The 20503-nt window shown below is 61.9% G+C and carries 21 protein-coding genes; 12 read left to right on the top strand and 9 right to left on the bottom strand.

Features of this window, described 5'->3' with window-relative positions; all coding sequences use genetic code 11:
- The first annotated feature begins 17 nt into the window (after positions 1-17).
- Entirely contained in the window at positions 18-365 is a 348-nt protein-coding gene (locus QA642_RS27085) for a GrlR family regulatory protein (RefSeq protein ID WP_283079579.1), read from the top strand.
- On the opposite strand, the gene QA642_RS27080 is transcribed toward QA642_RS27085, so the two are convergent.
- The gene (locus tag QA642_RS27080; RefSeq protein WP_283079578.1) at positions 366-1046 is read right to left on the bottom strand and encodes an SDR family oxidoreductase; all 681 of its coding nucleotides are present in this window, start codon (positions 1044-1046) and stop codon (positions 366-368) included.
- A 119-nt stretch (positions 1047-1165) separates the two neighbouring features.
- Between QA642_RS27080 and QA642_RS27075 the strand changes: the two genes are divergently transcribed.
- Positions 1166-1885, top strand: coding sequence for an SGNH/GDSL hydrolase family protein (locus tag QA642_RS27075; protein ID WP_283079577.1), 720 nt, complete (start codon positions 1166-1168; stop codon positions 1883-1885).
- Positions 1886-1900: 15 nt separating this feature from the next.
- Here the strand turns inward: QA642_RS27075 and QA642_RS27070 are convergent, their stop codons facing one another.
- Complete coding sequence (locus QA642_RS27070) at positions 1901-2644, bottom strand: tyrosine-protein phosphatase (RefSeq protein WP_283086986.1); 744 nt, start codon at positions 2642-2644, stop codon at positions 1901-1903.
- Positions 2645-2729: 85 nt separating this feature from the next.
- Here QA642_RS27070 and QA642_RS27065 point away from each other — a divergent pair, with 85 nt between their 5' ends.
- Positions 2730-3056: an MliC family protein gene (locus QA642_RS27065; protein WP_283079576.1), complete on the top strand. Its 327-nt coding sequence runs from the start codon at positions 2730-2732 to the stop codon at positions 3054-3056.
- Positions 3057-3167: 111 nt separating this feature from the next.
- Here QA642_RS27065 and QA642_RS27060 read toward each other — a convergent pair whose 3' ends face one another.
- Positions 3168-3371, bottom strand: a complete 204-nt coding sequence (locus QA642_RS27060; RefSeq protein ID WP_027557666.1) for a DUF2735 domain-containing protein — start codon at positions 3369-3371, stop codon at positions 3168-3170.
- Between the two features lie 536 nt (positions 3372-3907).
- Between QA642_RS27060 and QA642_RS27055 the strand changes: the two genes are divergently transcribed.
- From QA642_RS27055 to QA642_RS27040, 4 genes are all read left to right on the top strand, one after another.
- The gene (locus QA642_RS27055) at positions 3908-4942 is read left to right on the top strand and encodes a glutamine synthetase beta-grasp domain-containing protein (RefSeq protein WP_283079575.1); all 1035 of its coding nucleotides are present in this window, start codon (positions 3908-3910) and stop codon (positions 4940-4942) included.
- Between the two features lie 198 nt (positions 4943-5140).
- Positions 5141-5842, top strand: a complete 702-nt coding sequence (locus QA642_RS27050) for a GrlR family regulatory protein (RefSeq protein ID WP_283079574.1) — start codon at positions 5141-5143, stop codon at positions 5840-5842.
- A gap of 21 nt (positions 5843-5863) precedes the next feature.
- On the top strand, positions 5864-6547 hold the full coding sequence (locus tag QA642_RS27045) for a substrate-binding domain-containing protein (RefSeq protein WP_283079573.1): 684 nt from the start codon (positions 5864-5866) through the stop codon (positions 6545-6547).
- A gap of 32 nt (positions 6548-6579) precedes the next feature.
- Entirely contained in the window at positions 6580-7401 is an 822-nt protein-coding gene (locus tag QA642_RS27040) for a tetratricopeptide repeat protein (protein ID WP_283079572.1), read from the top strand.
- A 1-nt stretch (position 7402) separates the two neighbouring features.
- On the opposite strand, the gene QA642_RS27035 is transcribed toward QA642_RS27040, so the two are convergent.
- Entirely contained in the window at positions 7403-7861 is a 459-nt protein-coding gene (locus QA642_RS27035; protein WP_283079571.1) for a hypothetical protein, read from the bottom strand.
- Between the two features lie 105 nt (positions 7862-7966).
- Here QA642_RS27035 and QA642_RS27030 point away from each other — a divergent pair, with 105 nt between their 5' ends.
- Both QA642_RS27030 and QA642_RS27025 read left to right on the top strand, forming a co-directional pair.
- Positions 7967-8116: a hypothetical protein gene (locus tag QA642_RS27030; protein ID WP_007609497.1), complete on the top strand. Its 150-nt coding sequence runs from the start codon at positions 7967-7969 to the stop codon at positions 8114-8116.
- A 244-nt stretch (positions 8117-8360) separates the two neighbouring features.
- The gene (locus tag QA642_RS27025; RefSeq protein ID WP_283079570.1) at positions 8361-9065 is read left to right on the top strand and encodes a GrlR family regulatory protein; all 705 of its coding nucleotides are present in this window, start codon (positions 8361-8363) and stop codon (positions 9063-9065) included.
- A gap of 208 nt (positions 9066-9273) precedes the next feature.
- On the opposite strand, the gene QA642_RS27020 is transcribed toward QA642_RS27025, so the two are convergent.
- The 4 genes from QA642_RS27020 to QA642_RS27005 all read right to left on the bottom strand — a co-directional run bounded on the left by QA642_RS27020 (position 9274) and on the right by QA642_RS27005 (position 15375).
- Positions 9274-10947 carry an arylsulfatase gene (locus tag QA642_RS27020; RefSeq protein ID WP_283079569.1) on the bottom strand — a complete coding sequence of 558 codons (1674 nt, stop codon included), beginning with the start codon at positions 10945-10947 and terminating at the stop codon, positions 9274-9276.
- A gap of 326 nt (positions 10948-11273) precedes the next feature.
- The gene (locus tag QA642_RS27015) at positions 11274-12719 is read right to left on the bottom strand and encodes an IS1182 family transposase (protein ID WP_283079231.1); all 1446 of its coding nucleotides are present in this window, start codon (positions 12717-12719) and stop codon (positions 11274-11276) included.
- 395 nt (positions 12720-13114) lie between these two features.
- Positions 13115-14866: a sulfate permease gene (sulP, locus tag QA642_RS27010; protein WP_283079568.1), complete on the bottom strand. Its 1752-nt coding sequence runs from the start codon at positions 14864-14866 to the stop codon at positions 13115-13117.
- Positions 14867-15246: 380 nt separating this feature from the next.
- Positions 15247-15375 carry a hypothetical protein gene (locus tag QA642_RS27005; protein ID WP_283079567.1) on the bottom strand — a complete coding sequence of 43 codons (129 nt, stop codon included), beginning with the start codon at positions 15373-15375 and terminating at the stop codon, positions 15247-15249.
- 49 nt (positions 15376-15424) lie between these two features.
- Between QA642_RS27005 and QA642_RS27000 the strand changes: the two genes are divergently transcribed.
- The 3 genes from QA642_RS27000 (at position 15425) to QA642_RS26990 (ending at position 18651) form a co-directional block, all read left to right on the top strand.
- On the top strand, positions 15425-16675 hold the full coding sequence (locus tag QA642_RS27000) for a glycosyltransferase (RefSeq protein ID WP_283079566.1): 1251 nt from the start codon (positions 15425-15427) through the stop codon (positions 16673-16675).
- A 12-nt stretch (positions 16676-16687) separates the two neighbouring features.
- A complete protein-coding gene (locus QA642_RS26995) occupies positions 16688-17731 on the top strand; it encodes an HlyD family efflux transporter periplasmic adaptor subunit (RefSeq protein WP_283079565.1) in 1044 nt (347 codons plus the stop codon).
- 590 nt (positions 17732-18321) lie between these two features.
- Positions 18322-18651: a hypothetical protein gene (locus tag QA642_RS26990; protein WP_283079564.1), complete on the top strand. Its 330-nt coding sequence runs from the start codon at positions 18322-18324 to the stop codon at positions 18649-18651.
- A gap of 213 nt (positions 18652-18864) precedes the next feature.
- Here QA642_RS26990 and QA642_RS26985 read toward each other — a convergent pair whose 3' ends face one another.
- Entirely contained in the window at positions 18865-20310 is a 1446-nt protein-coding gene (locus QA642_RS26985; protein ID WP_283079231.1) for an IS1182 family transposase, read from the bottom strand.
- Positions 20311-20503 lie beyond the last annotated feature (193 nt).

Raw genomic sequence — 20503 nt, 5'->3', positions numbered from 1 at the left:
GGTGGGCGGCTTGCGACATGACGATCAGGAACGGGCTCTATCACATCCGGATCAAATTCCTCGATAGCGTCGAGGGCGGCAATCAGGGCGTCATGGTGCTGCGCGACGGCACCATGCGCGGCGGCGATTCATTCTTCTTCGCCTTTGGCAGCTACACCTCGGCCAACGGCAAGTGGAAGGGCGAGCTGACCAACGAGGAGCATTCACCCTCGTTCGACGAGCGCCCGGTGTGGGGCCGCAAGGTCGTCACCATCGGCTTCAGCGGCACCTATACCGACGAGACCGCTTATGGCGAGGGCATCGCGCTCGCCGGCAAGCAAAGCATCCGCTTCAAGGGCGATCTGCGGCTGCTGGTGCCGGATTGATCAGACCCGACCGCCGACCGGGATCAGCGCACCCGTAACGCCGCTCGCCGCGTCGCTGGCGAGGAACAGGATTACCTCGGCGAGTTCCTGCGGCGTCACCCATTTCGAAAAGTCCGCTTTGGGCATGTCGGCGCGGTTTGCTTTGGTGTCGATGATCGAGGGCAGCACCGCGTTCACGGTGACCTTGCCCTTCCATTCGTTCGCCAGCGCCTCGGTCAGGCGATGCACGCCGGCCTTCGACGCGGCGTAGGGGCCCATGCCGGAGCCGGCCTGGAGCGCGCCCATCGCGCCGATGTTGACGATGCGGCCGGCCTTCGAGGCGGCAAGATGCGGCAGCGCCGCGTGCGAGGCGTTCAGCGCCGTCAGCACGTTGAGCGCGTGCATGCGCTGCCAGGTCTTGATGTCGCCGTTGCCGACCGTCTCGAAGGCGAAGCCGCCGGCGATGTTGATCAGCGCGTCCAGCCGGCCGAAATGTTCCGCTGCGGCCTCGATCGCCGTCTTCGCCTGGGCCGCGTCGGACAGGTCGACGCCGCCGATCTCGATGCGCTCAGGCGTTGCCGGGACTTGCGAGGGCGCATAGTCGATGCCGGCAATGCGCGCGCCGCGCGACTGCGCGGTCTCGGCGACCACCTTGCCGAGCGCGCCGAGCGCGCCGGTCACGACAATGACTTTTCCCTGCACGAGACTCTCCGTCGTTTCGCGTCATGCCGACTATTGCTCCGCTCGAATTGGACTTGCAATGGCGGCCGCTTCAAGGCTGACTTATAGATACAACTCTAGATCGTTGAGGAGGTTGTCTCATGACCGACAATTTGCCGACCATCGAGTTTCCCGCTGCTATCGTTGACCTGAAATACCCATTGATGCGGCTCCGACAGGCGTTGGACGGAAAGGGACCGGTGCGCATCGTGGCCATGGGGTCGTCGTCAACGGCGGGGCGAGGCGATGTCGTGCCGTATCCCTATCGTTTGGAGATGTATCTGCGGCAATACTTCAAGGACGTTGTCCACCGGCCGGACGTCCGCATTGACGTGCTGAATCGGGGCAGGGGCGGAGAAGAGGCGAACGAAGAGCTCGCGCGCTTCGAGGCAGATATTTTTCACGACGATCCGGCGCTGGTCATCTGGCAGGTTGGAACGAACGCAGTCTTTCACAACGACAAGTACGACGTGGACGTTGTTGCCGGAAACGTCAGGAAGGGGTTGGCGCAGTTGCGCGCTCGCGGCTTCGAGGTTCTGGTGATTGATCCCCAGTATGTGACCAAGATGCTCTGGGACGATCGTGCCGAGCTCTCGGACAAGATGGTCCGGCTGATCCGCGATGCTGCCAATGAAGCCGAAGTGAATCTGTTTCAGCGCTGGGCGCTGATGCGGCATTGGCACGTGCAAAACAACGTGCCGCTCGAGCAATTGATAGATACGAGTGATCCTGACAAGCTGCACCAGAACGATTGGAGCACCCAACAGATCTCCTTGGCTCTCAAGAACACCATCATAAAGGCGATCGGGCTGACCGCTTGACGCGCCTAGTGTGGATCACGCTTGCAGATAGCGCTCCTTCAGCGCATCACGCTCGGCCGTGCCGAGCTTGAGCCCCTCGTGCAAATAGGTTTCGAGGTCGCCATATTCCTTGCCGACGGCTTCGAAAGCCGCAGCAAGATACGACGCCTCGACGCTGCCGATCGCGTTGCGCACGTCCTCGGGCAGGTCGATGGCAGCCAGCGCATCGCGCTTGTAGTGCTGGTTGGTCAGCAAGTAGTCCTCGGCAATGACGTCATCGGACACGCCCAGCGCATGCAGGATCAGCGCGCTGGCAAAGCCGGTGCGATCCTTGCCGGCGGTGCAGTGGATGACGAGCGGCGCCCGGTCTTCCAGGAGATGGCCGAACAGCGTGCGGAAGCTGTGCGTGTTGTGGCGGACATAGTTGCGGTAGGAGTCGCGCATGATCTCGCTGGCGACCGGCGCGGTCAGTCTGCCTGCGACGAGTTCGGCGCGGAGCGCGGCGACCACCGTCGGCTCGATCGGCAGCGAATGCACGGCGATCTCCTCCACCACACAGATGCCGGCCGCGCGCTCCTCGACGCCGCGAAAGTCGAACGCGCTGCGCACGCCCAGCGCGCGGACGATCTCGACGTCGGCGGCCGTGAGCTGGCCGAGATGGTTCGAGCGGAAGATGTGGCGCCAGCGCGTGGTGCGGCCGTCGGTGGTCGGATAGCCGCCGAGATCGCGGAAATTGCTCGCTCCTTGCAAGGCGAGGTGACGGGCAGGGGAGTCCGTTATGGAGGAGTCTTGCATAAGATCAGCTTGGGTTATGGTTCCACTGGACGCACGGCTGGCGTCCTTCAAGTCTATTACGGGGGCGATCATGGACCGGCACAAGGCCATTGTTTTGGCGATCACCATGCTGGCGGGCGGAATTTCCGGCGCGCGGCAGGCCGACGCGCAGACGTTCCGGACCTACCGTTGCGCCGATGGTACGCAATTCATCGTGGGGTTTTATGACCACGACAAGCGCGCCTTCCTCCAGATCGGCGGCGAACCAGTCACGCTGGCGAAGCGGCTGACGCTGTCTGGCGCGCGCTATTCGGGGGCGGGGATCACGCTGAGGATTGGCAAGACCGGAGCGACCACGGTCAAGCATTTGAAGCGGCCAGTCACGGCCTGCGTGGTCGTCGAAAAGCCCGCGCTCTAGTCGAGAGGCCAGCCGGAATCAAAAAGGGCCGAAACACCGTTGTTTCGACCCTTTTTCAAACTGCCGCCGGCCGCTTGAGAGAGCGCGGCGGTATCAACCCTGCCACAGGCATTAGCGGTCCCATTTTGGCTTGGCTTCGTCGACCGCGTCCTGGTGATACCAGCTGTCGCTGCAGATCGAGACGTTCGCGGGAAGCGAAGCCTGATCGGCGGGAAGGCGGGTCTCGCCATAGCGGCGTCCGGCGAGAGCTGCGCGGCCCCCGACGGGAAACTGGTAGATCTTTGCAGATCCCTGACTCAGACCATTGTTCATCATTGCGATTTCTCCTTGGTCAAAGCGCCTTGGCCTCCATCGTGCGCCCGACTCGTTCGATTGTGGTTACTGGAATCCCCATATCGGCCGCGCTCCCCGAAATGAAAAGTGCTCAAGAGGAAATCAGTTGCAGCCTAATTTATGGGCAGGAGACCCTCTGCATCTCCTAAGGCACCGTCGGGATGACCAACGCCTGTGCCATTCCAAAGGTTGCTAGGCAGGGGCCGGTGGCTTTACGAAAATTGCCGGACGTTGATGCGCGTTTGATCGGCAACCTCCGGCAACAGCCGGCATGCTTCAGAAACGGGCGTTTTCCGCGGGATTTTTGCAGTGCAGCTTCACGCGAAGGTGCGCGCCTATGACGCACGTCGCTGTGGACAGTCCGGCGCCGGCGGGTGGAGCCCGACGGTGGTGGATAACCTCCCGGGCTACGGCCATTTGGCACGCAACGTGCTTATAAGGCGGCGGCCGATGATGGCCGGGTACAAACGTGCGGGGGCTCTCAACCCCACCTTTCGCATCATCTACAGAGAGGCTCAATGACCAAGTATAAGCTCGAGTACATCTGGCTCGACGGATATACGCCGACTCCGAACTTGCGCGGCAAAACCCAGATCAAGGAATTTGCGTCGTTCCCGACGCTCGAGCAGCTTCCGCTCTGGGGCTTCGATGGCTCCTCCACCCAGCAGGCCGAAGGCCACAGCTCCGATTGCGTGCTGAAGCCGGTCGCCGTCTTCCCGGATGCCGCGCGCACCAACGGCGTGCTCGTGATGTGCGAAGTCATGATGCCCGATGGCAAGACCCCGCATGCGTCCAACAAGCGCGCCACGATCCTCGATGACGCCGGCGCCTGGTTCGGCTTCGAGCAGGAGTACTTCTTCTACAAGGACGGCCGTCCGCTCGGCTTCCCGACCGCCGGCTATCCGGCGCCGCAGGGCCCGTACTACACCGGCGTCGGCTTTTCGAACGTCGGCGACGTCGCCCGCAAGATCGTCGAGGAGCATCTCGACCTCTGCCTGGCCGCCGGCATCAACCATGAGGGCATCAACGCGGAAGTCGCCAAGGGCCAGTGGGAATTCCAGATCTTCGGCAAGGGCTCCAAGACGGCTGCCGACCAGATGTGGATGGCCCGCTACCTGATGCTGCGCCTCACCGAGAAGTACGGCATCGACATCGAGTTCCACTGCAAGCCGCTCGGTGACACCGACTGGAACGGCTCGGGCATGCACGCCAACTTCTCGACCGCCTATATGCGCGAAGTCGGCGGCAAGGAGTATTTCGAGGCGCTGATGGGCGCGTTCGAGAAGAACCTGATGGACCACATCGCCGTCTACGGCCCGGACAACGACAAGCGTCTGACCGGCAAGCACGAGACCGCGCCCTGGAACAAGTTCAGCTACGGCGTGGCCGACCGCGGCGCCTCGATCCGCGTTCCGCACTCCTTCGTCAACAACGGCTACAAGGGCTATCTGGAAGACCGCCGTCCGAACTCGCAAGGCGACCCCTACCAGATCGCTTCGCAGATCCTGAAGACGATCTCGTCCGTGCCGACCGACAAGAAGGCCGCGGCCTAACATCCTCCCGGCCCGGGCTAGGGGCTGGCCCGGATTGGTCCTCAATCCGCCGGAGCAGGTACGCTCCGGCGGATTTTTCGTTTTGATGACGTCCATCATTTGCGGTCTGCCGGCCATGCCGGCTCGAAATCTGTCTACCTCCGCCGAAACCGGGATAGAGTACCGGCGGGATGCGCGCGAGAGCCGGGGACACGGCTGGTGTTTGAAGGCTTCTACAAGGTTCGGTTTCAGCTCGGCGACTCGGTCGGCCGGAGCGTGATGCATGCCGGCAACGGCAAGATGCTCGGCGGCAATTCGGCCTTCGCCCATATCGGCACCTACGAGAAGACCGAAGGCGGCGTCGACGTCGTGATCAAGACCGTCCGTCACAACCCCGATCCCAATTACCGCGCCATGGCCGGCACCGACGATGCGACCTTGCTCGCGAAGGGCTGGGCCGATGGCGATCTCTACCGCTTCAAGGGCGAGCTCAAGGAGCTGCCCGGCGTGCCGTTCCAGTCGGTGATGACGCCAATCACCGAGGACGAGGTGCCGATCGCCGGCGGCGTCGGGGAGGGCGGCATCATCGACGGGCTCTATTCGGTGCATCTGCGCATGCTCGACGGCGTCGACGGCGGCCTCACCGGCGTGATGCTGCTCAAGGGGGGCCGCATCCTCGGCGGCGATGCCGCGTTCTATTATCTCGGCAGCTACACCGCCGCGAATGGCCGCTGGAAGGGCCAGATCCTCAATCAGGAGCATACGCCGGCGAAGGACGATCCGATCTTCGGCGGCCACGAGGTCGGCATCGGCTTCTCCGGCCGCTATGATGGCCAAGAGGCGGTGCTGGAGGCGACCGCCCTTGCCGGCAAGCGCAGCCTGCGCCTCACCGCCGCGCTCAAGCTGATGCACCGCGCCTGATCGCTCCCCCAGGAAGTACCCATGGAAACAATTCGCATGCTCTCGACGCTCGGCCTGATGGGCGCGATGCGCAGCCTGTCCTCCGCCTTCGAGGCAGCTCACGCCATCCATGTCGATGCCGACTTCGCGCCAACGCTGGCGCTGCTCAAGCGACTGCGTGACGGCGAGGCCGCCGATCTCGTGATCCTCACGCGCGAAGGGCTCGACGAGATGATCAGCGAGGGCCGTGTGGTCGCCGAGACCGCAGCCGATCTGGCGCGCTCTTTCGTCGGCATCGCGGTGCGGGCAGGGCAGGCGCATCCCGACATCGCGACCGAAGCCGCGCTGCGCACGACGCTGCTCGCGGCGCGGTCCGTCGCCTATTCGCGGCTGGGTGCGAGCGGCGTGTACTTCGCCCAGCTCATCGTGCGGATGGGGATCGCGGCCGAAATCAATGGCAAGGCCACCATCGTCGAGCAGGGCTTTACGGCGGAGCGGCTCGTCAGCGGCGAGGCGGATCTCGCCGTGCAGCAGATCAGCGAGCTCAAGCAAGTTGACGGCATCGAGGTGGTCGGCCCGATCCCGCACGAGCTGCAAACGCCGGCCGTGTTTTCCGCCGGCCGCATCGCCAGCGCGAAGCATGCCGAGGCCGCGGATCGACTGCTCCGCTACCTGTCATCGCCGGAGGTCGTTCCTGCGCTACGCCAATCGGGACTTGAGCCTTGAATTTGCCCGGGCGACAACGCAACGTGGCATTCATGCGAACCTATCTCCTTGCCATCCTCTTCACGCTCGCCGCGCCGCTGGCGGCGCATGCGCAATCGGCCGATCTCGTCCTGTGCGACAGGGTCGCCGCCGATCCCAGCGATCCCGACAAGCCGGCTGACGTGAAGGGCGTGAGTGACATCGCGGCCGCCGACGTCGCGACAGCGATCAAGTTCTGCAAGCAGGCGGCGTCATCCTCGCGGCGCGCGATGTTCGCGCTCGGCCGCGCCTATGCGGCCAACCGGCAGACGAACGAGGCGATCGCCGCCTGGCGCAAGGCGGCCGAGAAGGGATCGAGCGCAGCGATGGTCGAGCTTGGCGTCGCCTATGGCACCGGCTCGGGCGTCGCCAAGGACGAGGCGCAGGCACGAAGGCTGTTCGAGAAGGCGGCGCAATCAGGCAATCCCCGCGGCGTCTCTAACCTTGCCGCGCTCGGCGGCGCAGGTGGCGCGGCGCCGGCCGACCCCGCCCAGGCCCGCGCGCTGCTCGGCAAGGCCGCCGAGACCAACGCGGAGGCGCAGTACCAGCTCGGCCTGATGCTCGCCAACGGCAATGGCGGTGAGAAGGACGACGTTGCGGCACGCGCGCTGTTCGAGAAGGCGGCCGCGCAAAACCATCCCGGCGCGCTGGAGCGGATGGGCGCCTTCGCGCAGGAAGGCCGCGGCGGGCCGAAGGACAAGGACGCCGCAAAGGCCTATTACGAGCGCGCCGCAGCCCTCGGCGACGAGGACGCCAAGAAGGCGCTGGAGCGGCTGCGCTGTCCCTATGCGATCAAGGACAAGCAGGGCAAGCTCGTCACCACCCTGTGCTTCTGACTCACTTCATGTAGTAGGCGAGATTGTTGCGGGCGTCGCGATAGGTGGTCTCGAGGAAATCGGGATACTCCGCTGCGGCCTGCGCCACCGCGCGCACGACGCAGTCCCAGAAATCGCCGTCCCATTTAAAATGCGCTTCGGTCGCGCCCTCGAACTTGACGGCGGTGATGATGGCTTGCCGGATCGCGTCGTCAGCGGCGCGCGGATGGGCACGCTTGAGATAGCCGAACATCGGCCCTTCATGGGCGTGGTCGCGGTCGTAGCGGTATTTCTCGGCCATCTGCTGCGGCGTGAGGGTACGATTGATGCGGACCTCTTCGGCGGTCGGGCGCCCCTCGATCGAGTTCAACCGGTAGCGCCAGCGCCAGAGTTCGAAGGCGGCATCGAGCAGCGGTTGCTTCGCCGCGCTGTCGATGAATTCCGCGATCTGCTGTTCGGCCGATGGTTCTGCCTGGTTCATGCCTCTTCGTCGCACGCTTGCGCCAACCGGTTCGAACGAGCCTCGAACGGGAGGAACCAGCACCGGTGCGGGCCGTTGACGTCGCAACGAGCGGGAGGTGCAGCCATGATCCGCAAACTCGCATCCGGCGAATATCGCCTCTATTCACGCAAGGTGAATCCCAAGACCGGCAAGCGCCGCAACCTCGGCACGTTCAAGAGCCGCGCGGCGGCCGAGAAGCACGAGCGTGAGGTGCAATATTTCAAGCGTCATTGAGGCGCGACCAGCCGCGCAAACAAAAAGTCGAAAAACAACCCCATGCACAGTAGCCAAGTGGTTGAAATCGCGTGATGCTGATTTACCGAAGTAGAGCTTGACCCGTCGGGCAAAACAGGGGCATGATGGCACCATGCACGGATGGGTTGCGCGAGCGGCCCTGCGCGGAAAAGCCGGATGGCCTTGGTCCGGCGACGATGCTAGGTAGCCTGCGATTCTTTTCTGATTTTGCGGGTCGACGACGTTGCTGGACGGGCTCTACAAGGTTGAATACGGCGTTGGCGGCGCCTTCGGCCGCAGCATCATGTGCATGCACAAGGGCAAGCTGCTCGGCGGCAATTCCGCCTTCGCCCATCTCGGCTCCTACGAGGTCAGGGACGGCGTGATCGAAGGCGAGGTCATCACCGAGCGCCACAACGATGATCCCAATTACAAGCCGCTGATGGGCACCGACTTTGCCGCGATCAAGGTGCGCGGCCGGACGGAAGGATCGACGATCCTGTTCGAGGGCGAGGCGGAACCGATGCCGGGCAACGTGTTCTGGGCCAATCTCGCGCCGCTCGATGACGAGGCGCTGCCGCCGCGCGGCACGGTCGGTCCCGACGGCATCGTCAACGGGCTTTACGCCATCCACATCCGCGCGCTCGACGGCGTCGATGCCGGGCTCTCCGGCGTGATGCTGCTGATGGACGGCCGCATCCTCGGCGGCGATGCGTTCTTCTACTATCTCGGCTCTTACTCGTCGGCGGACGGCCGCTGGAAAGGCGAGATGCTAAACCAGGAGCACACACCGGCGAAAGACGACAACCCGGTGTTTGGCGGTCTTGAGGTCGGGATCGGCTTCTCCGGGACCTGCACCGCCGACAGCGGCGAGCTCGAAGGCATCGCGCTCGCCGGCAAGCGCAGCCTGCGCCTTGCCGCCTCGCTCAAGCTGATGCGAAGGGCGTAGGCTACGGGTGGTTTCGTCGCGTCCGCTGTGCTGTCACAAGGCGACGTTGAAGTCGTGCATCCGGATGTCGGTCTTTGGGCCAATAGGCGACGTTGGCTCTCGCCGCGCTAGCACTCGATGCACGACGGCGGGCCGCTCCTGAAGGCCGACCCGCCGTATGCCGCTTGATACAGCCCGTCATCCAATGGCTTCACGGGACGTAGCGATATTATCCACCGCTCCCCTTGATATTCGGCAGGTGCTTCATATCCAGCATCGGGACCGGGTTTTCCGGGCGCTGTAGATCCGGTCTCCAATCGTTCGAGGCTCCGCCCGGCTTACGCTTGATGCTTGGATAATCCACGATCGATTTGTTGAACTCCATCACGACGGGGAAGATCAGCGCCAAGACCCAGCCGTTGTCCTGTCCGGTGTACTTGCCCGGCGACTGTAATGGCATACGTGCCGACATCGCGCCGTTGAAAACCATGTCGTATTTCTCGAATGGATCCATCGTCAGATTGTAGACCGAGCCAATCGAGCCGAGATTTTGTTCCGGACCGAGCCAAGTGTCCTTGGCCGTCCAGAGATACTTCCACGCGATGCTGAGATCGGCGTTAGTTGAATCACCGCCGACATCCGCCCGCGCTCCCATGAAGTTTTCGCCGTCGATGTAGATCCACGACCTTCGTGCCGAGTGCTTCGTACGGCCGAGGATGTACTCGCTGTTGTCGATGCTGTCGAAGTAGATTGGCCTGCCATTATCGTCGGTCCATGCGCCGTGCGGCGGCGGGGTCAGGCCGACCATCTTGGCGAGCGTTGCCCAGCAGTCGATATGGGACATCATTTCATGGTAGTTTGCACCGGCGGGAATGTGTTCGGGCCACCACATTAACCCGGGTACGCGCCAGCCTCCTTCAAATGCTGAACCCTTTTCGCCGCGGAAAGGCGTGGTGCCCGCATCAGGATAAGCATCCTGCCACGCACCGTTGTCTGCCGTTACGATCACAATCGTATTCGGCGCTTCGGCACGGATCGCGTCCATGATCCGGCCGATGTCGTCATCGAGTTCCATCACCGAATCCGAGTAATCTCCCAACCGGGACTTCCCGGCGAATTTTGATGATGCGTTGGTCGGGTTGTGCATCTTCATGAAATTGACGTCCATGAAGAACGGCTTAGCGTCCTTGGCGTGCTTCTTGATGTAGTCGATTGCGTAATCAGCCTGCCGGACGTCAAAGTTGGCGAGGTAATCGTACGTAATGTACTCGCCTCTCTTCGCCGGTTGTCCGGCAACTCCCTCCCACTCGTACATGTTTACGACTTCAAAATAGGCCTTCGCGATCTCTGGGTTGTACGAGGGAAACCATGGATGAAACCACTTGGACGTGTCGGCATAGGTGTAGACGCCCGGATAGTATGCGGCGAACGCCTTCATCTCGTCGAACCCGTGCTCAATCGGATAGGACTCCGGCTTATCACCGAGATGCCACTTGCCGGAAAAGTAGGTGGAGTAGCCGTTCTTTTGAAAAAATTCGGCTATGGTCGGCGTCTCCTTTTTGAGCGCATTCTCATCGCCCGGAGCGACCACGATGGAGAGCGCCGAACGGATCGGAATGCGTCCGGTAATAAACGAGGCGCGGCCTGCCGTGCAGCTTGCTTGCCCATACCAGTTCGTGAACGTCGCGCCTTCCTTAGCGATCCGGTCGATGTTTGGCGTTGGATGGCCGAGCGCGGCGCCACCCCCGCTATAGGCGCCGAAATCATTCCATCCAGTGTCATCCGTCATTAGCACGACGACATTCGGCCCCTTCTGCTGCTGCGCGGTCGCTTGAGGGGCCGCAACCACCATCGCGCCGAGCAGCGCGAACATGCCGTGCGCAACACTCTTTCGGATACTCATGACTGCTTCCTCCGATTTCAAAGGTCGGTCACGTGTGCCAAACGATGGTTACGTCGCAGTCGTGTTTTAGCTCTACGCCAGAGCGTCTTCAACGCGCAGTTGTTTGATTTGGATCAAGACACCGATTGTGACGGGCCTATGCCGCTTGCTAGGCGTCCCTCCACGACGTCCGTTGCGGGTCTTGGTTGTGTGCAAACGGATAGGTCGGACGCGGCGTGGTCGCCAATCATTGCAGGCGGCCGGTGCTGGCGCATCGGATCGTCCAATGACCGGCCAAAGTGGGTATCGCGACGGGGTATTGCGGTTTTGGACGCGCTTTCCGGCCTTCAGGCGGCGCGGATGGCTGCAATCAGGCGCGGTTTGCCGACGATGTTCATCACCCGTGTGAGGTTATAGGCGAGAACATGCAGCGCCATCTCAGCGGCGACATTCCGTAGGCGCTTCATCAGGAAGTGGGTCGCACCCATACGGGCTTTGATCGTGCCGAAGGGATGCTCGACTGTCTCACGTCGCGTCCGCATGGCGTCAGGATTGGAATCGAGCCGTCGCTGGACCTCCTCGACCACATGCTCATGCTCCCAGCGCGTGATCCGGCGCTCCTTGGACGGCGTACATTGGCTCTTGATCGCGCAGCCTTGGCATGCCGCCGTCGACCAGTAACGGCGCAGCGTCATTCCATGCTCGATGTTGGTGAAGTGATAGGGCAGCAGCTGGCCCGATGGGCAGCGGTAGACATCCTCATCAGGCAGGTAGGCGAAGTCCTGTTTGCCGAACCGGCCCTCCGCCTTGGCGTTCGACGTCATGGGCTTGGGCAAGGTGACTGCAACGCCAGCCTCTTCGCAGGCCAATATCTCCTCTCCGTCGAAGTAGCCACGATCGGCGACCGCATCGAGTTTGTCCACTGCGAGCACTTCTTTGGCCTGCTTCGACATCCGAGCAAGCTGCCCACGGTCGTTGCCGACGTTTATGACCTCGTGCGTCACAATCAGATGGTGTTCGGTGTCCACCGCGACCTGGACGTTGTAGCCGACGACACCCGATCCGCGTCCGCTGGTGGCCATCGAACGGGCATCCGGATCGGTCAGCGATATCTGTTGATCCGGCGTGTTGCGCATCTGCGCATCAAGCACTTCCAGGCGGCTCATCTCCTGCTTCAGCCGAGCGATCTTTTCCTTGATCCTCGTCGTCTTGATGCTGATCGCTTCCGATGGCTCCTGCCGATCGGCGCTATCGAGTTGACGCAGATATCGACCGACGCTTTCCTCGATCTGCGCCATCCGCCTTGCCATCTTGGCATGCGTGAAGTTGCGGTCGCGGTTGTTCACCGCCTTGAACTTGCTGCCGTCGATTGCGACGCTTGCGGTCTGCAACAGGCCCATTTGCCGGCATAGTGCAACGAACTTCGCGCAAACCTTCCGGATCGCCGCGCCGTTATCCTTCCGGAAATCGGCGATCGTCTTGTGATCGGGAGCCAGGCGCCCAATCAGCCACATTACCTCGACATTGCGGCACGTCTCACGTTCCAGGCGGCGACTGGATTGCAGCCGATTGAGATAACCGTAGATGTAAAGCTTCAGAAGGACTGCCGGATGATAGGAGGGCCGGCCCGTCTCCTTGGCGATCACACGCTCAAACCCCATTCCATGCAGGTCGAGCGCCTCGACGAACACATCGATCACGTGGACCGCGTTGTCCTCGCCTACCCAATCCTCCAGACATTCCGGCAAGAGCGTCAGCTGGGATCTGTCCGCGCCTTCAACGAAGCGTCCCATCCGTATCCCCCATCAGGAAACGGAAGAATCCTAGCCGACTCGTGACTTTTCACACAGCCAGGATCAAAAGCTACCGTCGGGCACACTGCCTCGATTGGTCCGCTAAGGGCCCACAAGCCGACGCTTGACGGTCCGCAGCCGCAAGTCCGCTACGGCCGCATTGGCGAACGTTACGCCTCGTTACGCGTTTTCGAGGCAACAGCCGATAGCGAGCTGGCATCCGGCCAGCGTGGCTGGCGGGCGAATCGGTGCTTCGTCGGGCTTCCCCTCGCTCAAGCTGATGCGACGGGCGTAGGGGGTGTACGGATGGACTCGTCGCGTCCGCCTTGTTTTTGGAGGACGATTTCGAAACCCATTCGTCTGCACATCGCCGCACGAAAGGGCTCAAATCTCGGCTAAGAGCCGGATTTGGCATTTCGGCTCGCCACTGGCTCCGAGGCTTGCACAGCATGGTCTTCCCAGTCCTCCCACTCCACGTTGTTGATCTCGAGATAGCGGGAGACGGCGACGCCGATGGTTGGGAAGAAGTAATGCTCTCCCAATTGTGCGAACAAGCCAAATCTCTTCAGTTTGTCCTTCACGGGATCCTTCAGCTCGGCGAAGCAGAGCTCGATACCATCCGCGTTTAACGTCTGGTCCAACTCGGCCACCACGTCGCAGGCGGTTACATCGACGCTGGTCACCGGCTCTGCGGCGACGACCAGCCAGCGCACCGGCGTCGGTGAGGTCGCCACGGCATGCAGGATGCGTTCCCTGAAGAACTCGGCGTTGGCGAAAAACAACGGCGCATCCCAGCGGAACAGCACGAGCCCCGGGATCCGCCGTGCATCCGGATATCGCGTGATGTCGTGATAACCCTTCACGCCCTGGGCGCGCCCCAATATTGCGGAATGAGGGCGCCAACCATCCCACAGGAATTCGATAATCGCGAGGACGATCGCAAGACCAATTCCCTGGATCACTCCGAACACGGCGACACCGACAAAGCAGACGACCGCCAGCCAGAATTCCCAGCGTTGGATGCGATAGATCCGCCTGAGGTCGGCAATCTCAAAAAGGCTAAGCGCCGCCGCAATGACGACGGCGGCCAATGCGGCGGTCGGCAAATGCTGGAGGAGATTTGGCGCGAGCAAAAGCAGCAAGGCGATGGCAAGTGCGCCTACGACGCTGGTGAGTTGCGTACGGGCGCCGGCGGCTTCGGCGACAGGGGTCCGCGAACTGCTGCTGCTGATCGGAAACCCCTGGAAAAATCCGGCCGCCAGATTGGCGGCACCAAGCCCGACCATTTCCTGGTTGGAATCGACCCGGTCTCCCAATCGCGCGGCGTAAGCACGTGAAAGCACGCTGGTATCGGCAAACGAGACCATCGCTATTGCGCAGCCGCCGAGCACCACTGAAACGATGTCGCTTGTGGTGATCCACGGGATGACGAAGGCCGGCAGCCCCTGAGGAAGAGGGCCCAGCACCTTGACGGCATGCAGCGTTCCGAGATCCAGCGTCCCAACGATGATCGTGGCCCCGACGACCGCAATCAGGATGCCCGGCAGCTTGCTGTTCTTGAGAAGCAGGATCACGATCAACGTGGCGAACCCGATTGCGAACGCGACCCAGTTTATCTCTCCGGCAAGGATCGCGCTGGCGATCGCCCACAGGCTCCGCAGCGGTCCTTCGCTGTCGATGGAAAAGCCGAGTAGCTTCGGCAGTTGGCTGATCAATACCGTCAACGCAATTCCGTTCATGTACCCGTAGCGGATCGGCTTGGAGAGAAGCTCGGTGACGAAGCCGAGACGCGCGATGCCTGCCAGGATGCAAACCGTGCCCGAGACGATCGCCATCATGCCGGCGAGCGTCACGGCGCGCATAGGATCGCCCTGAGCCAGCGGAGCAATGACGCCCAGGAGGATTGCTGCCAGTGCCGAGTCCGGTCCGAGGACAAGAATGCGGCTTGGGCCGAACAACGCGTAGGCCAGCAGCGGCACGATGGTTGCGTAAAGGCCATAGATGCCGGGCAGGCCCGATGCGGTTGCATAGGCAATGCCGACCGGGACCAGCATTGTTGCAAGGACGAGACCTGCGAAGACGTCGTGTGGAAGCCAGGCTGCCTGATACCGGCGAAGTGTCTCGAGTCCGGGCAGCCAGTGCTTCATCAATGCTCCCTCCCGGCAGGCCACGTTGCATCCGCTGTGACGTTCGCTGCAAACCTGCTGCGCCGCAACAGGACTTCATGGGTTGGAAAGTCATCGAGTTCAGCGATCGCCTGGCAGGCCATTGATCAAGATCAATACTGCGCACGGCCTTCTTGAAGTCGGGCCGGCCTCTTCAGCGTGATTGATCGCGCGCTCGCCGACAAGCGCAGCCTGCGCCTTGCGGCCTCTGTCTCGCTGATGCGAGGGGGCGTAAGGACCCTGAGCGGTTCGTGAATGCACCTTGTGCATTGGATAGGTGGTTCGACCTTGGCGGAACTGGTTTGAACCGGCCGGATATTGCGAAGGGTCAAGAGGGTCGTCGGCGACACCCACCAGGTCGGTCACAGGTTCAGCCAAACGATAAGAATTGAATCAACAACAAGGTCGGCTTCAAGGAGCCAGTCCGCCGATGACATCCATGCGCCGGACATGACGGGGCATTGATCCAGCTCAAACATCGGTGAGTCCATCGGGCTACCTCTCGCCCAAGCGTCTGGTCAGCCGCTTATGGGAGGCTCCATGTTCGAGATGTTGCAACTCGTCGCCCGGACCGACCCGTTGCAGCTCTTCCTGGCGGTGCTGATATTCGACATTCCCCGTTTCACGCTGTCGCTGTTGTCGCTGGCATTCTTCGGCATGCGTCGATCGAGCGCCGAGCTGCCTGCCGAGGGCGCCACGGTCAGCGTCATCATTCCGACCTTCAACGGCGGGGCCGGTCTCGAACCAACAATTGCATCACTTCACCGGCAGACATTGCGGCCGGTCGAAATTATCGTCGTGGACGATGGCTCGACCGATCAGACTCGTGCCGTAGCGGAGCGGGCACGCGCGCTCGGCCTGGTGGATATGCTCATCTGTCATGGCACGCGTTGCGGCCGCAGCCCGGCGATCAATGCCGGCGCCCGATTTGCCAGCGGCGATCTCATTCTGACCGTCGATGCGGATACGGTTTTCGAGCCTACCGCGGTAGCGCGGCTTGCGGCCGTGTTCCGTGATCCACGCGTTGCAGGCGCGAGCGGCAATATCGCGCTCAGCAACGAACGCGACTCGCTCTGGACCGGACTGCAAAGCGTCGAGTACCTGATGTCGATCAGCGCCGGCCGTTCCATATTGGACGTCGCCGGCGCGATCGCGTGCCTGTCTGGCGCCTGCTCAATGTATCGTCGCGATGCGTTCCTGCGGCACGGCGGACTCGATGTCGGGCCCGGCGAGGACTTGGAGTACAGTTTGCGGCTGCGCCGCCTCGGTTATCTCATTCGCTTCGTTCCCGACGCCTGGGCGGAAACGGACGGCCCGGCAAGCGGCATAGGCTTGTTGCGCCAGCGCGCGCGCTGGGATCGCGATGCGTTGAGAATCCGATTCATGATGTACGGTGAATTGAGCTTCTTTCATCCGTTCGAACGCTTGCCGGACACGCTACAGAGGCTGGACTTCATCGTCTTTGACCTCGTCCCGACGCTAGCATTGCCGTTCTACCTGGCTTACGTCGTTCTGCTGTTCGGCTCGAGCGCGGCCTCATTTCTCGGTGCGATCTACGTGTTGCTGCTCTGGATCTCTTTTTTCAACATGGCGCTTGCGTTCGTCATGTTCAATCGAACTATTGGCTTCTTTGCTCTTGGTGCGTCGCTAATCTTCCCCTTCTATCAGGGTGTGTATCTGAAATGCGCCCGGTTCTTCTCCTACTCGTCGGAGATCATCTTCGCCACGTCGCGCCACGACGACTTCGTGCCACCGCGTGTTCGTCGAGCCCTGCTGGAAACCCCGGTTTGAGGGCACCGCGCAATGGACATCAAAATCAACCGCCTCGATCCCAGCGTACCCGATCCTGTCGAAAGCCGCCGGCGCGCGGCGGGACGAGTGGTACGGTTCGTCTATGCTGCGATCGTGTTCGGCGTCCTCGCATTCTTCGTCATCTATTTTGGCGCGCCCGTTGTCTATCTCGGTGGGCCCGGCACCGTCACCTCGCCGCGCCAACTCGTGTCACTGCCTTATACCGTGCAGGTCACCAAAATCGACATGGAGCCTGGCGCGGTCGTGAAGGCAGGCGAGGAGATTGCGGAGGTGGTTTCGCCGGAACAAGACAGCATTGTCGCAACCTATATGCGCGCGCTGGCGGACATCAACGGCCGCACGGCGGAGTTGCGGATCAAGGCTCGCATTGCGCAAGAATCGCTCACCGCAGCGCGCGCATATTTGCAAGTGACCGAAGAGGCAGCGAAGCAAGTGAACGCCATGACCTCCGCAACGGTAACGTTCCGTATGGAAGTTCTGCGAGAACGCGCTTCTGCCGGCAAAGCCGTGGTCTCCCATGAGGCCGAAGTGGCGGAATCGGCCGTGCAACTCGCTTCGCTGGATGATTTCATTCAGCAGCTGCGCGGCCGCCTGGACGAGGTACAGCGCCACTTCGGCCAAGGGAAAGTCTTCGCCCCCACCGCCGGCGTCGTTTCGACCGGAATCGCGCAAGTCGGTCAGTCCTTGACGGCAGGCGTTTCGATCGCCGAAATCCTCGATCCGGCCGACACCTTCGTTGACTGGTACATCCCGAACGAGCGCCTGATCGAGCCGAAGGTCGGCAAAGATGTCTTTGTCGTGTTCGGGAACCGGCGCATCCCCGGGAAGATCGCGCAGATACTCCCGGTCTCGGCCGTGTACGCCGGAACGCAAATGCAACTAAGAGACCGGCCTGCGACGCAGATTGCGCGCATCCGGTTTGATCCAGGCACTTCGGCGCCGCCGCTCAACTCCACCGTCTATGTACACATGCATTACAGCAGGCTCGCTGCTTGGGTGGCCAGCGCGCTGGTCCGTGTCTTTGGACTTTACTGAACGGAAAACCCCGCCCAGCAACCAAAGCGGCAAAGCATGCAGATCGAAAGCAGCCAAACGGTGTGTCCGGCGTGTGGTGCCGAAGGTTTGCAGACTTTTCCAGTGATGCATCACATGATCTGCGCCTATGTCGGACCGGAGTACGACTTCGGGCTGCAGCCCAATGGATATTCTTGCCCCAAATGCCGCCGGAACATCGCCTCAAGTGATGCCACTTGCGAGATTGTGGGGGTGAGCGCGCGCTGCCCGCAGTGTCGGAGGGAGATGGTGGTGTCGTCAGCCGCTCGACAGGTATCTGCGGGAAGGAACGATTGACGAGAGCTTCGGCCGGTCGCGGAGGCCGCCTTCGAGCCCGGGCGGACCAGTAGAGGAGGTAGTCTCGTCGTGTCAGCTGTGCTGTCACGAGGCGACGTTGAAGTCGTGCATCCGTCGGTCTTGGGCCCAAAAGCTGACGTTTAATCGTTAGGTCAGGCATGTCAGGAGCCCATTCCTGTCTGATCGCCAGCTCCTTCGAAAATAGCGATCGGGACCACGAACGTTGGGAAAAGTGGCGCGTTTAGCGGGATGGGGCACCGCACTGGAGAAGAAGCATGCGAACCGTAACTCTCGCGATGATTGTAGTTGCCGCAAGCGCGGTTGCCTTCCAAGCAACGGCGCAACAGCAAAAGGCCGCGCCTAGCGAGCAGACCAAAGACGAGATGCGCACTGACGTAGATAAAGGGCTCAAGACGAGCGAGCCCAATGAGGAGATGCAGCGCGAGGCAGATAAAGGGGCCAAGACACGCAATTCAGGCGCGTCCGGATACGTTGCCGACCAAGACAAGCCGGGCGCCTCTGCGCATCCCCCGGGCCAACCGGGGAGTGAGCAGACGACTGGTTCTGGCAGCCAGACTGGCCCTTCGAAACAAGGCCGACAGTAATCGCTTTGGTCTCGCGCTCACCTTGCGCGACTCGTCATATAAAGGAGTGCCAAGGGCCGCTTCGGGTCTTGGTTGTGTGCAAACGGATAGGTCGGACGCGGCGTGGTCGCCAATCATTGCAGGCGGCCGGTGCTGACGCATCGGATCGTCCAATGACCGGCCAAAGTGGGTATCGCGACGGGGTATTGCGGTTTTGGACGCGCTTTCCGGCCTTCAGGCGGCGCGGATGGCTGCAATCAGGCGCGGTTTGCCGACGATGTTCATCACCCGTGTGAGGTTATAGGCGAGAACATGCAGCGCCATCTCAGCGGCGACATTCCGTAGGCGCTTCATCAGGAAGTGGGTCGCACCCATACGGGCTTTGATCGTGCCGAAGGGATGCTCGACTGTCTCACGTCGCGTCCGCATGGCGTCAGGATTGGAATCGAGCCGTCGCTGGACCTCCTCGACCACATGCTCATGCTCCCAGCGCGTGATCCGGCGCTCCTTGGACGGCGTACATTGGCTCTTGATCGCGCAGCCTTGGCATGCCGCCGTCGACCAGTAACGGCGCAGCGTCATTCCATGCTCGATGTTGGTGAAGTGATAGGGCAGCAGCTGGCCCGATGGGCAGCGGTAGACATCCTCATCAGGCAGGTAGGCGAAGTCCTGTTTGCCGAACCGGCCCTCCGCCTTGGCGTTCGACGTCATGGGCTTGGGCAAGGTGACTGCAACGCCAGCCTCTTCGCAGGCCAATATCTCCTCTCCGTCGAAGTAGCCACGATCGGCGACCGCATCGAGTTTGTCCACTGCGAGCACTTCTTTGGCCTGCTTCGACATCCGAGCAAGCTGCCCACGGTCGTTGCCGACGTTTATGACCTCGTGCGTCACAATCAGATGGTGTTCGGTGTCCACCGCGACCTGGACGTTGTAGCCGACGACACCCGATCCGCGTCCGCTGGTGGCCATCGAACGGGCATCCGGATCGGTCAGCGATATCTGTTGATCCGGCGTGTTGCGCATCTGCGCATCAAGCACTTCCAGGCGGCTCATCTCCTGCTTCAGCCGAGCGATCTTTTCCTTGATCCTCGTCGTCTTGATGCTGATCGCTTCCGATGGCTCCTGCCGATCGGCGCTATCGAGTTGACGCAGATATCGACCGACGCTTTCCTCGATCTGCGCCATCCGCCTTGCCATCTTGGCATGCGTGAAGTTGCGGTCGCGGTTGTTCACCGCCTTGAACTTGCTGCCGTCGATTGCGACGCTTGCGGTCTGCAACAGGCCCATTTGCCGGCATAGTGCAACGAACTTCGCGCAAACCTTCCGGATCGCCGCGCCGTTATCCTTCCGGAAATCGGCGATCGTCTTGTGATCGGGAGCCAGGCGCCCAATCAGCCACATTACCTCGACATTGCGGCACGTCTCACGTTCCAGGCGGCGACTGGATTGCAGCCGATTGAGATAACCGTAGATGTAAAGCTTCAGAAGGACTGCCGGATGATAGGAGGGCCGGCCCGTCTCCTTGGCGATCACACGCTCAAACCCCATTCCATGCAGGTCGAGCGCCTCGACGAACACATCGATCACGTGGACCGCGTTGTCCTCGCCTACCCAATCCTCCAGACATTCCGGCAAGAGCGTCAGCTGGGATCTGTCCGCGCCTTCAACGAAGCGTCCCATCCGTATCCCCCATCAGGAAACGGAAGAATCCTAGCCGACTCGTGACTTTTCACACAGCCAGGGTCAAAAGCCGACGCTTGACGGTCCGCAGTGGCATGTCCGTTATGGCCGCATTGGTGGACCGCATTGGGATCGGCGCGGTTAAGCTAACACGTGACCCCAAGGCAACCGTTGAGCCGTCCACGTCGGCGCC

This window comes from Bradyrhizobium sp. CB2312, from assembly GCF_029714425.1.
Taxonomy (GTDB): Bacteria; Pseudomonadota; Alphaproteobacteria; order Rhizobiales; family Xanthobacteraceae; genus Bradyrhizobium.
This window is presented reverse-complemented; position numbering and strand designations above follow the sequence as displayed.